This window comes from Morococcus cerebrosus, assembly GCF_022749515.1.
Taxonomy (GTDB): domain Bacteria; phylum Pseudomonadota; class Gammaproteobacteria; order Burkholderiales; family Neisseriaceae; genus Neisseria; species Neisseria cerebrosa.
In genome coordinates this window covers 1,843,921-1,857,945 of the sequence record NZ_CP094242.1, presented here as the reverse complement: position 1 = coordinate 1,857,945, position 14,025 = coordinate 1,843,921, and the positions used below count along the sequence as shown (strand labels likewise).

Genomic DNA, 14,025 nt, shown 5'->3' with positions numbered 1-14,025 from the left:
TCTACCCAAATACCCCCTTAATCCTCCCCGGATACCCGATAATCAGGCATCCGGGCCGCCTTTTAGGCTGCAACAGGCACACTTAGCCTGTTGGCCGCTTTCAACAGGTTCAAACACATCGCCTTCAGATGGCTTTGCGCACTCACTTTGAGCAGACCAAAATAGGCTGCCCGGGCGTAGCGGAATTTACGGTGCAGCGTACCGAAGCTTTGTTCGACCACATAACGGGTCTTCGACAAATATCGGTTGCGTTTGGTTTGCGCTTCCGTCAGCGGACGGTTGCGGCAGGCTTTGCGCATAATGCCGTCTAACAACTGATGCTCTTTCAGATGTTGCCGGTTTTCCTTGCTGTCGTAGCCTTTGTCGGCATAGACGGTCGTACCTTCGGCAATGCCTTCCAACAAAGGGGACAGATGGTTGCACTCATGGGTATTGGCAGGAGTGATGTGCAGTTTCTCGATATAGCCTTCCTCATCGGTACGGGTATGTTGTTTGTAACCGAGTTTGTAGAGGCCGTTTTTCTTTGTCCAACGGGCATCTTTGTCCTTACTCGGTGTGGTTTGGCCGCTGACTTGTCCTTCCTCGTCGACTTCTATGGCCTGACGCTGTTTGCTGCCGGCAGTCTGAATAATGGTGGCGTCAATGACGGCGGCGGATGCTTTCTCTACTTTTAGGTTTTTTTCGGCCAGTTGGCAGTTAATCAGTTCCAGCAATTCGGACAGGGTGTCGTCTTGCGCCAGCCAGTTACGGTAGCGGCATAAGGTGCTGTAATCGGGGATGCTCAGTTCGTCAAAACGGCAAAACAGGTTGAAATCGATGCGGGTGATGAGGCTGTGTTCGAGTTCGGGATCGGAGAGGCTGTGCCATTGTCCGAGCAGGACGGCTTTGAACATGGACAACAGGGGATAGGCGGGACGGCCGCGGTGGTCTCTAAGGTAACGGGTTCTTTGACGGTTCAGGTATTGTTCGATCGGTTGCCAATCAATCACCTGATCCAACTTCAATAATGGGAAGCGGTCGATGTGTTTGGCAATCATGGCTTGTGCGGTTTGCTGGAAGAAGGTGCTCATGGGAAATCCCCTAAATGTCTTGATGGGAATTTAGGGGATTTTGGGGAATTTTGCAAAGGTCTCATTAGGGATAATGTCCTGCACCCAAAATACAGGATTTTTCTGCCCCTGTCGCATGGTGCGGACTGCTTGGAATTTTATTCATCCAACAGGCCGCAAGCCAGCCGAAGGCAGCGGCTTCGACCCATTGCGGATCAAGATTGAGTGCTGCTGTACTATGTAATTTCGTGGTAGAGGAAAAAAGTTGGTGCAAATCTTCCATTAAAACAGGATTGCGGATACCACCGCCACAAACATAAAGATTGCAAACATCAGGAGCGGCAGAGATGGTTGCATCATAAATCGTTTGGGCAGTAAACCTGAGTAACGTTCGCAAAATGTCTTCCGGTTTTTCACCACCTTTCAGACGACCTTTCAACCAATCCAATGAAAATAATTCACGCCCAGTACTTTTTGGGTATGGGGAGGAAAAATATGGGTGGTCGAGCAGGCGGGTTAGCAGTTCGGGTAAAACGGTTCCTGTTGCCGCAATCAAGCCGTCTTTGTCATAAGGACGTTGCCAAATGGCTTGCATCCATGCGTCAGACAGCATATTGCCCGGGCCGGTATCAAAGCCGAATGCCGGAGAGGAATTTGGCAGGATGCTGATGTTGGAAATACCGCCGATATTCAAAACAACGCGTGTCTCGGAGTCGCTTTGGAACAAGGCTTGATGGAATGCGGGGACAAGAGGGGCGCCTTGTCCGCCTGCCGCTAAATCCCTGCTGCGGAAATCGCCGATGGTAAAGATACCGGTCAGATGTGCCAAAAGCGGTAGATCGGCGAGTTGTATGCTGTATCCTGCTTCGGGGGCATGGCGGACAGTCTGCCCGTGGCAGCCAACGGCGTCAATATCGTGGGCTTGCAGGTTGGTTTGTTTGAGCAGTAAAGAAACCGTATCTGCGTAAAGGCAGCTTAGTTTTTGAGATAGCAGCATACTGAGATGCAGTTCGTTGTTGCCGATATTTTGCAAATCCAGCAATTCATGCCTAAGGTCGTCTGAATAGGGGATGAATACGTGGGAAACGGCTTCCAGCCATCGACTGCCTTCCATGCGGATTAAAACTGCGTCCGTACCGTCCATGCTGGTGCCGGACATAATGCCGATATAGTTTCGGATATTCATAAAATTGTGATTTTGAAGTAGGCAAAAAGAAACATTGTAACGCTGTTTCAGATTTTATTTGGATTCAGGATTGGAGAAGATAAAGAAATATTTCAAGAAAGATTGTAAAAAGGTTACAATTAGGTCGAGATTCCGAATCTGCCAACTTTCGTATTTCCAAAGGAAAACTTCCATGGCTCAAACTCAATCGAGTGCGAACTTGAAGCTTATTAACGCCGCTTTTGCCGCTATGCTGGTGGGCATGGTCGGCTATTTTATTTATTGGGGTCTGGGATATACCCATTACAACAATCCTATACTTTTCATCATTGCCACGATGTTCGGCGTATTTATGGCATTTAATGTCGGTGGCAACGATATTGCCAACTCGTTCGGAACCAGTGTCGGCTCCGGCACGCTGACCATCCCGCAGGCACTCTTGATTGCCGCTGTATTTGAAGTCAGCGGAGCCGTTATAGCGGGTGGCGAAGTTACAGATACCATCCGTAAAGGTATTGTCGATTTGAACGGGTTGGATTTGCAACCCATGCAATTCGTCTTCATTATGATGTCAGCCCTTTTGGCAGCGGCATTATGGCTTTTGTTTGCTTCGCGTAAGGGGCTGCCGGTGTCGACTACCCACGCCATTATCGGCGGTATTGTCGGCAGTGCGTTGTGTATGGCGTTTATGCACAAAATTGATGCGGGTACGCTTATCCAATGGGGTAAGCTTGGAGAGATTGCCCTTTCATGGGTATTATCCCCGATGTTGGGTGGGTTGGTTTCCTACCTCGTTTTCTCCCGTATTAAGAAAAACGTATTAGACTACAACGACTGGGCAGAAGGAACGCTTAAAACCATCAAGCAGGAAAAGAAGTCATACAAAGAGCAGCACCGTCTTTTCTTTGAAGCCCTTAGTGAAACTGAAAAAGTCGAATATGCAACCAAAGTAGCGCACGATGCGCAGATTTACGACGAACCCGATTTCGAACCTTCCGAATTACAGTCTGACTATTATCGCGGGCTGTATGAATTGGATAACCGGAAAAACAATGTCGATTCCTATAAAGCCCTTCATTCCTGGGTTCCCTTTATCGGCTCGATAGGCGGTATGATGATTGCTGCAATGCTGATTTTCAAAGGATTGAACAACTTGCATTTGGGCATGAGCAATGTCAACAGTTTCCTGATTATCTTCATGGTCGGCGCGGCGATTTGGATGGCGACATTCGTATTCGCCAAAAGTCTCAAACGCAAAGACCTTGGCAAATCAACCTTTCAAATGTTTTCTTGGATGCAGGTTTTTACCGCATGCGGCTTTGCATTCAGCCACGGAGCAAATGATATTGCCAATGCCATTGGACCGTTTGCCGCCATTATGGATGCATTGCGTACCAACAGCATTACCGCGCAAAATGCCGTCCCGCCTATCGCTATGTTGACCTTTGGTATCGCATTGATTGTCGGGTTATGGTTTGTCGGTAAAGAGGTTATCAAGACCGTCGGAACCAGTCTGGCGGAAATGCATCCCGCTTCGGGTTTTGCGGCCGAACTTTCCGCTGCCGCCGTTGTGATGGGTGCATCATTCATGGGGTTGCCTGTATCGAGTACCCATATCCTGGTCGGAGCGGTTTTGGGGATCGGCTTGGTTAACCGCAATGCCAACTGGAAACTGATGAAACCCATCGGTTTGGCATGGGTAATTACCTTGCCCGCAGCCGCAGTTTTGTCTGTGATCTCTTATTTGGTGTTGCAGGTGGTTTTCTAACTGTTTCGAAAGTGAAAAGGTTGTCTGAAAAAATAAAATTTGTTTTTTCAGACAACCTTTTTCTAATTTTGACCTTTAGAAACCAGTAGCGTTGTTTACAGTATAGTGGATTAATTTTAAACCAGTACGGCGTTGCCTCGCCTTGCCGTACTATCTGTACTGTCTGCGGCTTCGTCGCCTTGTCCTGATTTAAATTTAATCCACTATATTTCCATTGGTATTCGGATTACTTCACACATGAACATGCACAAAAACACCCGCCTCACCCCGCACCACCGCCAAGCTATTTGGCCGGCCTACACGCAGGAAAAGGAAAGCGTCACCTCCCCGGCACGCCGCTACCAAGTCAGCCGCGTCACCATTTACCGCGCCCTTAAAGCCGCAAGGGCCAAGCTGCTCAAACCGCAAACCAGTACCAACAACCGTTTCAAACAGGCAAAGTACGGAATGAAACGCCTGGCCAAGGTAGAACGCAGCATTCAGGAAAAACTCAAAAAGCAGGCCAAACGCTACAATAAATCCTACCCCGGAGAGCTGGTGCATCTCGACACCAAACGGCTGCCGCTGCTCAAAGGGCAGAAAGCCACCGATAAGCGGGATTACCTGTTTGTCGCCATTGACGATTTCTCAAGGGAGCTATACGCCGCCATTTTGCCGGACAAAACCGCAGACAGCGCCGCCAAGTTTCTGACCGAACACCTGATTGATCCCTGCCCATACCTGATTGAGTGCGTTTACTCCGACAACGGTACGGAATACAAAGGCTCGGCCAACCATGCTTTCGGTGTAGTCTGTTACGAGAACGGGATTGGTCAAAAGTTTACCCGGTTTGCCCGTCCGCAGACCAACGGTAAGGCGGGGCGGGTTATCCGTACCCTGATGGAGATGTGGCATGAGAAACAGTCGTTTGAGAGTCCGGAACACCGGTAAAAGGAGTTGTGCTGCTTTATTATAGTGGATTAACTTTAAACTAGTACGGCGTTGCCTCGCCTTGCCGTACTATCTGTACTGTCTGCGGCTTCGTCGCCTTGTCCTGATTTAAATTTAATCCACTATAATTTCTATAACACGGTGAAGCCGTATCGAAGTTTGAACGGCGATACGCCGTTTGAGGCCTTGCAGGCTTATTTCTCTCAATCTGTGGTGTAAACAATTCGATGATTTCCTACACTCTCATGTAAGCTAAAGGTCGTCTGAAAACTGATTTTCAGACGACCTTTTATCATGATAGCGATGCTGTTGTTTTCTTATTTTTTGCGGCGAACGGTCCTTTTCCTTCGATAAGAGGTTGTTGCGTTTCAATCCGTTTTTCGCATTCCGCCATCAATTCGGCTTCCGTACCGCTGCCGTGGGGGATGACGGGGTTGATGACGACGGTGATGGTGCCGGGGTGTTTGAGGAAGGCGTTTTTCGGCCAAAATTCGCCACTGTTGAGGGAGACGGGGACGATGTCCATTTCAAACATTTTCGCCATGCGCGCGCCGCCGAGTTTGTAGCGGCCTTTTTCGCCGGGCGGCAGGCGTGTGCCTTCGGGGAAAATGGTGATCCAGTAGCCTTCGTTTTTGCGCGCCATGCCTTGTTCCATCAGTTGTTTGCTGGCTTCGCGGCTGTTGCTGCGGTCTATGCCTATGGTTTTAACGAGTTTCAGGCCCCAGCCGAAAAAGGGGATTTTGAACAGCTCGCGTTTGGCGACGTAAACCTGCGGCGGGAAAATTTCTTGCAGGGCGAGGGTTTCCCAGCCGCTTTGGTGTTTGGCGCAGATGATGGAGGGGCGATCGGGGATGTTTTTGGCACCGATGAGGCGGTATTTGAGTCCGATGATGTGTTTGAGCGACCAGTTGAGGATGCGTACCCAAATTTGCGCCATTTTGTGCGCGCCTCCTTGGACGGGCAGGGCGAGGAGCATGAAGGGGAAAAGTAAAATCAGGCTGGTGCTGAGGATGAACCAGTAGGTCAGATTGCGGATGAGGAGCATGTTTTTACCTGTCGGATGGGTCGTCTGAAAACGGGGTGGGACAAAATATATAGTAACCTTCAAATCAGGAACACTCATTTCGTCATTCCCGCGCAGGCGGGAATCCAGAGTTTGGGATTACAGTAACCTTTGAATATTTCTGAATACTGACAGTCTGGATTCCCGCCTGCGCGGGAATGACGGCTGTTTAGGTTTCTTTTTTGCGAAGGCCGTCTGAAAATTTGGCCGCGGACAAGGTTTCAGACGGCCTCTTTAACTAAACTGCAACGGCAATCTTGTTCTTTTCTCCGTCTGGGGGCTAGGAGGGAGGCGGATACGGGGCATAAAGGCCGTAGGGCCATCCCCTCCCCGACCCTTTCCCGCCGGACAGGAGAGGGGCAGATTGCTGAATACGGCTGTTACGGGTTTTCCTGTCCGTCTGCACGGTCTTGTGCGGTTTCCTGCATGATGTATTGGGAGAAGGCGAGCAGGCTGTCGAAGATTTGGGTGTTTTCGGGTAATTCTTTTTCCTGTTGCGACAGGGTTTTCTTGCCTTTGCCGGTCATGACGAGCGCGGTTTTGCCGCCGGCTTCGTGCATGGCTTGCAGGTCGCGCAGGCTGTCGCCGACCAGCCAGGTTTTGGCAGGGTTGGCTTTGAAGCGTTCGAGGATGTCGTAAATCATGCCGGGTTTGGGTTTGCGGCAGTCGCAGTTGTCGGCGGCGGTGTGCGGGCAAAACCAGATGCCGTCGATTTCGCCGCCCGCCTGACGGACGAGGCGGTGCATTTTGGCGTGCATTTCGGTCAGGTCTTGGACGGTGAAGTATTTGCGGCCGATGCCGGATTGGTTGGTGGCGACGGCGACGGTGTAACCTGCCTGGGTGAGGAAGGCGATGGCGTCCATGCTGCCTTCTATGGGTATCCATTCGTCGGCGGATTTGACGAAGTCGTCGCGGTCTTGGTTGATGACGCCGTCGCGGTCAAGGATGATGAGTTTCACGGTTGCTCTCCGACTGTGGATGCCAAATGGTTTTTCCATTGCTCAAATGCTGCCTGAAAGACGGGTTTGAGGCGTTTGTAGATTTCGGGGGTGTTGGGGACGTGGTAGAAGCCGCCGAGCGACGGGGTGTCGAGGGTGCGGACGTAGTCTTCTAAAAATGCACTGTAGCCGTCTTCTTCATTGTCGTAGTAATAGGAGGTGAATTTCTGCCCTTGTTCGGTGAAGTCGTCGGGCGTGAGCGCGCCGTCCATGTGTTTGAGTAGGAAGCGGCGACCGCTGGTTCTGCCTTTGAGCATATTGGCGAAATCTTCCGCGCTTTCGGGGGCAGTTTGCCAAACGGGATTCGCCAGCCCTGTCTGCGCCGCCCATATCCAGTACATGCCGATATGCGTGGCGGCGTTTTCGGACGGCAGTCCTTCGGGATATTCTTCGTCTAGGTGGAAGCGGATGTTGTCGTACATGGACGGTCATGTGCTGTGATTCGGAGGGTGTTTATTGTAACGGAAAACGGGAGAGGTCGTCTGAAATCTGTCGGGACGTTTTTCAGACGACCTCTTTGTGAATAGGGGGAGTATGCTGCGGCCTGGTATGAAAACATGATATACTTCTTTTTATTTCAACCGCCTAGGATATGTCAGGGCGGTTTGTTTCGTTTGAACATTCTGAAAGTCCCTTATGTCCCAATCCACCCCCGCCCCGCTGGGCGAAAAGCAAATGGCGGTTTTGATGGCGATGTTGGTTGCCCTGATGCCGTTTTCGGTCGATGCCTACCTGCCAGCCATTCCGGAAATGGCGCAGTCGCTGAGCGCGGATATACACCGCATTGAGCAGAGCTTGGTTTTGTTTATGTTCGGTGTGGCGTTCGGGCAAATTGTCGGCGGCGCGGTTTCGGACATCAAGGGGCGCAGACCGGTGGCTTTGGTCGGTTTGAGCATTTATTTTGCGGCCGTTGCCGCGCTGACGATGGTGCAGTCGGTGGACGGGCTTTTGAACCTGCGTGCCGTACAGGCGTTCGGAGCGGGGATGACGGTGGTCATCGTCGGGGCGATGGTGCGCGATTATTATTCGGGCAGGGAGGCGGCGCAAATGTTTGCCTTAATCGGCATTATCCTGATGGTCGTGCCGCTGATTGCACCTATGTTCGGCTCTCTGTTGCAGGAATTGGGCGGCTGGCGTTTTATTTTCGGTTTTTTGGCGGCGTATTCGTTTATTTTGTTCATCTTGGTGTTTGCTTTCCTGCCGCGTCCAAAGCAGACGGGCAAAATCGGGATGGACATTTTCGGACTAGTGGCGGGCAGGTTCGCCAGAGTGCTGAAGACGCGGGCGGCGATGGGCTATCTGTTTTTTCAGGCATTCAGCTTTGCGTCGATGTTTGCATTTTTGACGGAATCGTCTTTTGTTTACCAAAAGCTGTACCATGTTACGCCGCGCCAATACGCTTGGGTGTTTGCGCTGAACATCCTCACGATGGCTTCGTTTAACCGCATCACGGCATGGCGGCTGAAAACGGGGGCGCACCCGCAAAGTATTTTGAAATGGGGCATTATCGTGCAGTTTGTGGCGAACCTGACGATGGTACTGCTGGTCTGGTCGATGGGACTGCCGCCGATGTGGGCTTTGGTGCTTTGTGTAATGTTTTCGGTAGGCACGCAGGGCTTGGTCGGCGCGAACACACAAGCTTGTTTTATGGCTTATTTCAAGCAGGAAAGCGGCAGCGCAAACGCGGTATTGGGCGTGTTCCAATCCATCATCGGCGCAAGCGTGGGGCTGTTGGCGACGCGGCTGCACAATGGTTCTGCGTTGGTGATGGCGGGCATGATGCTGGCCTCGACGGCGTGCGGGATTGTGTTGCTTTGGCTCTGCTCGCATCAGGCTTGGAAGGAAAACGATAAAAGCGAATATGTGTGAATCGTGAACGGCAAAAGGTCGTCTGAAATCTTCAGACGACCTTTTGCCTGCGGTAGACATTTAATGGGCTAAATTCAAAAAGGACGACAGCCGTCAAAACGGTGCGTGGGAAATGAAATCCCTCTTTTAATTCAGTCCACTATCATCCTGCTTATTTTGCAGGAGCTTGTTCGGTCGGAGTGGCTGCGGGTGCGGTTTGGGTTGCAGCCTGACCTTGTTCGCCCAACGCATTGGTTTCGGCATCGGCGGAAGTGGCTTCAGTTGTTGCAGCTTCGGCGGCTTTGTCTTGTTTCAATTCGTTGGCTTGTTTTTTAGCTTTATTGGCTTTTTTGTGAACGTGTTCTGCTTTAGCGGCTTTGCCGGAAGCAGGTTGTGCCATAGCCACAGGAGCAGCGATCAGACCGGCAGAAACAAGAACGAGAGAGGTCAATTTAGACAATGTTTTCATGTGTAATATCCTTTCGGGAAATTTGTCTGATAAAATCATTCCGTCAAATGCCAAATGGCAATTTGCGTAAAGACAACCGCATAACCAATTGGTGCGATTGAGTTTTTATTGTAACGGTTTGTTTGTAAACCGAAGTCAGCTCGAGCGAAATTGAAATAAAGTTTCAAAAGGAGGGTTAACCCCCTTGTCCTGCTTTATTAATCGCACCTCATAGCTTGATTGTTTAAATTTATATATTTCATGGCATTACACCCGATGATTTTCGAACACCCCCGATTCCGCAATGCATCCTACATCCTGATGGGGCTTGCCCTGCTTGCGGTGCTGTATTTCCACTTTCTGCCGCTTTTGCTCGCCGTCATCCTGACCTACGTCTTCATCACTAAGACCAACGGCCTGATTCTTTGGCTGCGCCGCCGTACGCTCGCGCGCAATACGTTTCTGCACAAATCGCTCAACGCGCACAATATCAACCTGATTTCGACCACGCTGACCATAGGCATCGTATTGACGGTTATCCTCTTGATGTCGCTGGGGATTTACCACCTGATTCACGGCGGGCATATCCCCGTCATGCTGACCAAGCTGGCGGCGATTCTGGAAGACACGAAAAACAGCAGCAGCCTGCCGCAGTCGGTTTTGAACATGCTGCCCAACAATACCGCCGAAATCAAAGCCTATGCGGTCAAATTGATTGAAGAATACAGCGCCGCGCTGACGCGCATCAGCAAAAACAGCTTCACCTCGTTCGTGTACATTCTTATCGGCATCATCATCGGCGCGATGCTCAGTTTCCACCGCCTCAACATGCGCAAAAACCGCCGCAAAATGCCGCCCTTCAAGGCAGAACTGGTGCGGCGGATTGTCAATTTTGAAACCAGCTTCGAACGTGTGTTTCTGGCGCAGGTCAAAATCTCGTTGATCGATACCACGCTGACGGGCGTGTACCTCTATCTGATCCTGCCGCTTTTCGGCGTCGAGTTGCCGTTTAAGCTAACCGTGTTGGTCATCGCCTTCATCGTCGGGCTGATTCCCGTCGCGGGCAACCTGATTTCCAACACCATCATTATCATCTTGAGCCTCGGCGCGTCTTTATATGTGGCGGTCGCTTCGCTGGTGTTTCTGGTCGTCATCCACAAGCTCGAATATTTCCTGAACGCGAAAATCATCGGTTCGGAAATCGAATCAAGCGCATGGGAACTCTTGGTGGCGATGGTCGTGTTCGAACGGATTTTCGGCGTCGGCGGCATCATCGTCGCACCGGTTTATTATGCGTATCTGAAGAATGAGTTAAAGCAGCAAAAGCTGATTTAGATAGTGTTTGAAATATAGATGAAAGGTCGTCTGAAAAGCTTGAAATAGGTTTTTCAGACGACCTTTTTTCAGTTACAGCAGCTTGATCCCTTCCCATTATCCGACGGGGGAAAGCTGGGATAGGGTGGCTTGCAAATATACGGAACAAGGGACAAAAGCCACCTTCTCTCCCACCTTCTCTCGTCAGACGGGAGAGGGCGGATTCTCGCGGGCGAAGCCCACGCTACGGTTACCCTTCACCCAAGAACAAACAATTCCTGCCCGTGCGCCTTCAGCCAACTTTTAGCATTGTCGGTATGCGGCGTCAGCGTGTTCACCAAATGCCAAAAGCGCGGACTGTGGTCGGGGTGGCGGAGGTGGCAGAGTTCGTGGATGCAGACATAGTCGGCGACGTATTCGGGCGCGCCGATCAGCCGCCAATTGAGGCGGATGCCGGTGTGCGGGCGGCATACGCCCCAAAAGGTTTTAGCGTTGCTCAGGTCTGTGGCAGCGGGAGTCAGCCCTGTTTCGGCTGCGTGTTTTTCAAGGCGGGGCAGCAGGTATTCGCGGGCGCGTTCGTTCAACAGGCGGCACAGGTGGTCGATTTGTGCGGCGGTCTCTTTTCGGGGAAGCAGGATTTCAGACGACGTGATGCGGATATGGCTTTGGCTGTGGGTACCCAGCTTGGCCTTTACTCCCCGATACCAAATCCACTCGGGTAAGTTTGGGTGGGGAATGGGATGTGCGGGCGTTTTGGCAAGCGTATTCCGCAATATCGTTTCGTTTGCCGTCAGCCAGTTTGCCAACGCGCGGTCTTGAAAGAAGGGTGGGACGTTGATGCTGACCGTTTGCGTATTGACGGGGCGAAGAATCAGATTTTTCTTGGCACTGCGTTTGAGTTCGACGGTGATTTGCGTGCCGTCGGCAAGAGTATGGAGAAGGCGGGTCATGGTTTCGGAAGAATGGATTTTAGGTGGAGGATATAGCGTTTGCATCGTGGAATGCAAGCAAAAGGTCGTCTGAAACATCTTTTCAGACGACCTTTGCCGTTTCCATTAAAATACCGTATTCCCATTTTTCAGACGGCCTCTTCCCATGTTTCCCGAGCAATCCGCCCCCAATCTGCTGCAAGGCTTGAACCCCGAACAACTCTCCGCCGTAACCTGGCCGCCGCAATCCGCCCTCGTTTTGGCGGGCGCGGGCAGCGGCAAAACGCGCGTGCTGACCACGCGCATCGCATGGCTGCTGCAAACCGGTCAGGCAAGCGTACACAGCATTATGGCGGTAACGTTTACCAACAAAGCCGCCAAAGAAATGCAAACCCGTCTTGGCGCGATGATTCCCATCAACGTCCGCGCCATGTGGCTCGGCACGTTCCACGGTCTCTGCCACCGCTTTTTGCGGCTGCACCACCGCGATGCCGGCCTGCCGTCTTCCTTTCAAATCCTCGACAGCGGCGACCAGCTTTCCCTCATCAAACGCCTGCTCAAAAGCCTCAACATTGCCGAAGAAATCATTGCACCGCGTTCGCTGCAAGGCTTTATCAACGCGCAAAAAGAATCCGGTTTGCGCGCTTCCGTATTGAGCGCGCCCGACCCGCACACAAGCCGCATGATTGAATGCTACGCCGAATACGACAAAATCTGTCAACGCGAAGGCGTGGTCGATTTCGCCGAACTCATGCTCCGCAGCTACGAAATGCTGCAAAGCAACGAAATCCTGCGCCAGCACTATCAAAACCGCTTCAACCACATTCTCGTCGACGAGTTCCAAGACACCAACAAACTGCAATACGCCTGGCTCAAACTCATGGCGGGCGGCAACGCGGCAGTGTTTGCCGTCGGCGACGACGACCAAAGCATCTACCGTTTTCGCGGCGCACACGTCGGCAACATGACCGCGCTGATGGAAGAGTTCCACATCGACGCGCCCGTCAAACTCGAACAAAACTACCGCTCCGTCGGCAACATCCTCGCCGCCGCCAACGCCGTTATCGAAAACAACGACGAACGCCTCGGCAAAAACCTGCGCACCGACGCCGAAGCAGGCGACAAAATCCGCTACTACTCCGCCTTTACCGACCTCGAAGAAGCCCAATTCATCGTGGACGAAACCAAAGCCCTCGAACGCGAAGGCTGGGATTTGGACGAAATCGCCGTCCTCTACCGCAGCAACGCCCAATCCCGCGTTATCGAACAAAGCCTGTTCCGCAGCGGCATCCCCTACAAAATCTACGGCGGTCTGCGCTTTTACGAACGCCAAGAAATCAAACACGCGCTCGCCTACCTGCGCCTCGCCGTCAATCCCGACGACGACAACGCCCTCTTGCGCGTCATCAACTTCCCGCCGCGCGGCATTGGCGCACGCACCATCGAAAACCTTCAGACGGCCTCAAACGAACAAGGCATCACCCTCTGGCAGGCAGCCTGCAATGCCGGCGCAAAAGCTACCAAAATCGCCGCCTTCGTCCGCCTGATTGAAGCCCTGCGTAACCAAGTCGGACAAATGTCCCTGCCCGAAATCATTGTCGGCATCCTCAAAGACAGCGGCCTAACCGAACACTACAAAACCCAAAAAGGCGACAACCAAGACCGCCTCGACAACCTCGACGAACTCGTCAACGCCGCCATCGAGTTCAAACCCGAAGACAGCAACTTCGAAATCCTGCCCGACAACATTTCAGACGACCCCGCCTTCCCCATCCTCGCCTTCCTAAGCAACGCCGCCCTCGAATCCGGCGAAAACCAAGCAGGCGCGGGCGAAAAAGCCGTCCAACTCATGACCGTCCACGCCGCCAAAGGCTTGGAATTTAACGCCGTCTTCCTCACCGGCATGGAAGAAGGCCGCTTCCCCAGCGAAATGAGCCTTGCCGAACGCGGCGGCCTCGAAGAAGAACGCCGCCTCATGTACGTCGCCATCACCCGCGCCCGCAAACGCCTCTACATCACCATGGCACAGCAAAGAATGCTGCACGGACAAACCCAATTCGGTATCGTCTCCCGCTTCGTCGAAGAAATCCCACCCGAAGTATTGCACTACCTGTCCGTCAAAAAGGCCGCCTACGACAGCTACGGCAGCCCGCGCCCAACCACCACGCCCAAAGACAAAATCATCGACGACTACAAACAGCCCCAAACCTACGCAGGCTTCCGCATCGGACAAAACGTCCGCCACGCCAAATTCGGCACCGGCGTCATCATCGATGCCGTGGACAAAGGCGAATCCGCCCGCCTGACCATCAACTTCGGCAAACAGGGCGTAAAAGAGCTGGATACCAAGTTTGCGAAATTGGAAGAGATGTAGAAGGGGGAAGACAGAGGTCGTCTGAAAACGGGAGGAGCAATTTTTGCCGAAACCTCTGCCGTCATTCCCGCTCAGGCGGGAATCCAGAAGTTTGAGGTTGCAGCAGTCTTGAAATGTTCCTGAAATGCCAAGATCTGGA

Annotated in this window: 11 protein-coding genes and 3 pseudogenes; 6 read left to right on the top strand and 8 right to left on the bottom strand. The window is 52.2% G+C overall.

The window, feature by feature from the left end:
• Positions 1 to 62 precede the first annotated feature (62 nt).
• Both MON37_RS08760 and MON37_RS08755 read right to left on the bottom strand, forming a co-directional pair.
• Positions 63 to 1,070 (bottom strand): IS5 family transposase, encoded by a 1,008-nt coding sequence (locus tag MON37_RS08760; RefSeq protein WP_242883562.1) that lies wholly within the window; start codon positions 1,068 to 1,070, stop codon positions 63 to 65.
• 64 nt (positions 1,071 to 1,134) lie between these two features.
• Positions 1,135 to 2,235 carry an anhydro-N-acetylmuramic acid kinase gene (locus MON37_RS08755; protein WP_039410536.1) on the bottom strand — a complete coding sequence of 367 codons (1,101 nt, stop codon included), beginning with the start codon at positions 2,233 to 2,235 and terminating at the stop codon, positions 1,135 to 1,137.
• Between the two features lie 172 nt (positions 2,236 to 2,407).
• Between MON37_RS08755 and MON37_RS08750 the strand changes: the two genes are divergently transcribed.
• Positions 2,408 to 3,982 (top strand): inorganic phosphate transporter, encoded by a 1,575-nt coding sequence (locus MON37_RS08750; protein ID WP_039410538.1) that lies wholly within the window; start codon positions 2,408 to 2,410, stop codon positions 3,980 to 3,982.
• 61 nt (positions 3,983 to 4,043) lie between these two features.
• On the opposite strand, the pseudogene MON37_RS08745 reads toward MON37_RS08750, so the two are convergent.
• A pseudogene (locus tag MON37_RS08745) lies at positions 4,044 to 4,193 on the bottom strand (IS5/IS1182 family transposase); the annotation flags it as partial.
• Between the two features lie 26 nt (positions 4,194 to 4,219).
• On the opposite strand from MON37_RS08745, the pseudogene MON37_RS08740 reads away from it, so the two are divergent.
• Positions 4,220 to 4,909: pseudogene (locus MON37_RS08740) on the top strand (DDE-type integrase/transposase/recombinase); the annotation flags it as partial.
• 129 nt (positions 4,910 to 5,038) lie between these two features.
• Positions 5,039 to 5,131 (top strand): annotated as a pseudogene (locus MON37_RS12340) (IS481 family transposase); the annotation flags it as partial.
• A gap of 73 nt (positions 5,132 to 5,204) precedes the next feature.
• On the opposite strand, the gene MON37_RS08735 reads toward MON37_RS12340, so the two are convergent.
• From MON37_RS08735 to MON37_RS08725, 3 genes are all read right to left on the bottom strand, one after another.
• Positions 5,205 to 5,957, bottom strand: coding sequence for a lysophospholipid acyltransferase family protein (locus MON37_RS08735; protein WP_039407343.1), 753 nt, complete (start codon positions 5,955 to 5,957; stop codon positions 5,205 to 5,207).
• Between the two features lie 398 nt (positions 5,958 to 6,355).
• The gene (gmhB, locus tag MON37_RS08730) at positions 6,356 to 6,934 is read right to left on the bottom strand and encodes a D-glycero-beta-D-manno-heptose 1,7-bisphosphate 7-phosphatase (protein ID WP_039407346.1); all 579 of its coding nucleotides are present in this window, start codon (positions 6,932 to 6,934) and stop codon (positions 6,356 to 6,358) included.
• A complete protein-coding gene (locus MON37_RS08725; protein WP_039407348.1) occupies positions 6,931 to 7,395 on the bottom strand; it encodes a DUF7832 domain-containing protein in 465 nt (154 codons plus the stop codon). The genes gmhB and MON37_RS08725 overlap by 4 nt, the downstream gene beginning before the upstream one ends.
• 214 nt (positions 7,396 to 7,609) lie before the next feature.
• On the opposite strand from MON37_RS08725, the gene MON37_RS08720 reads away from it, so the two are divergent.
• Entirely contained in the window at positions 7,610 to 8,842 is a 1,233-nt protein-coding gene (locus tag MON37_RS08720; RefSeq protein WP_039407350.1) for a multidrug effflux MFS transporter, read from the top strand.
• Positions 8,843 to 8,993: 151 nt separating this feature from the next.
• Here MON37_RS08720 and MON37_RS08715 read toward each other — a convergent pair whose 3' ends face one another.
• On the bottom strand, positions 8,994 to 9,290 hold the full coding sequence (locus MON37_RS08715; RefSeq protein ID WP_039407352.1) for a hypothetical protein: 297 nt from the start codon (positions 9,288 to 9,290) through the stop codon (positions 8,994 to 8,996).
• 255 nt (positions 9,291 to 9,545) lie between these two features.
• Between MON37_RS08715 and MON37_RS08710 the strand changes: the two genes are divergently transcribed.
• The gene (locus MON37_RS08710; RefSeq protein WP_039407354.1) at positions 9,546 to 10,604 is read left to right on the top strand and encodes an AI-2E family transporter; all 1,059 of its coding nucleotides are present in this window, start codon (positions 9,546 to 9,548) and stop codon (positions 10,602 to 10,604) included.
• 236 nt (positions 10,605 to 10,840) lie between these two features.
• On the opposite strand, the gene MON37_RS08705 is transcribed toward MON37_RS08710, so the two are convergent.
• On the bottom strand, positions 10,841 to 11,533 hold the full coding sequence (locus tag MON37_RS08705) for a YgjP family zinc-dependent metalloprotease (RefSeq protein WP_039407362.1): 693 nt from the start codon (positions 11,531 to 11,533) through the stop codon (positions 10,841 to 10,843).
• 145 nt (positions 11,534 to 11,678) lie between these two features.
• On the opposite strand from MON37_RS08705, the gene uvrD reads away from it, so the two are divergent.
• Positions 11,679 to 13,886: a DNA helicase II gene (uvrD, locus tag MON37_RS08700; protein WP_039407356.1), complete on the top strand. Its 2,208-nt coding sequence runs from the start codon at positions 11,679 to 11,681 to the stop codon at positions 13,884 to 13,886.
• Positions 13,887 to 14,025 lie beyond the last annotated feature (139 nt).

Coding starts and splice junctions, on each gene's coding strand:
- MON37_RS08760 (WP_242883562.1), bottom strand. CDS start 1,070: ATGAGCACCTTCTTCCAGCAAACCGCACAAGCCATGATTGCCAAACAC.
- MON37_RS08755 (WP_039410536.1), bottom strand. CDS start 2,235: ATGAATATCCGAAACTATATCGGCATTATGTCCGGCACCAGCATGGAC.
- MON37_RS08750 (WP_039410538.1), top strand. CDS start 2,408: ATGGCTCAAACTCAATCGAGTGCGAACTTGAAGCTTATTAACGCCGCT.
- MON37_RS08735 (WP_039407343.1), bottom strand. CDS start 5,957: ATGCTCCTCATCCGCAATCTGACCTACTGGTTCATCCTCAGCACCAGC.
- MON37_RS08725 (WP_039407348.1), bottom strand. CDS start 7,395: ATGTACGACAACATCCGCTTCCACCTAGACGAAGAATATCCCGAAGGA.
- MON37_RS08720 (WP_039407350.1), top strand. CDS start 7,610: ATGTCCCAATCCACCCCCGCCCCGCTGGGCGAAAAGCAAATGGCGGTT.
- MON37_RS08715 (WP_039407352.1), bottom strand. CDS start 9,290: ATGAAAACATTGTCTAAATTGACCTCTCTCGTTCTTGTTTCTGCCGGT.
- MON37_RS08710 (WP_039407354.1), top strand. CDS start 9,546: ATGATTTTCGAACACCCCCGATTCCGCAATGCATCCTACATCCTGATG.
- MON37_RS08705 (WP_039407362.1), bottom strand. CDS start 11,533: ATGACCCGCCTTCTCCATACTCTTGCCGACGGCACGCAAATCACCGTC.
- uvrD (WP_039407356.1), top strand. CDS start 11,679: ATGTTTCCCGAGCAATCCGCCCCCAATCTGCTGCAAGGCTTGAACCCC.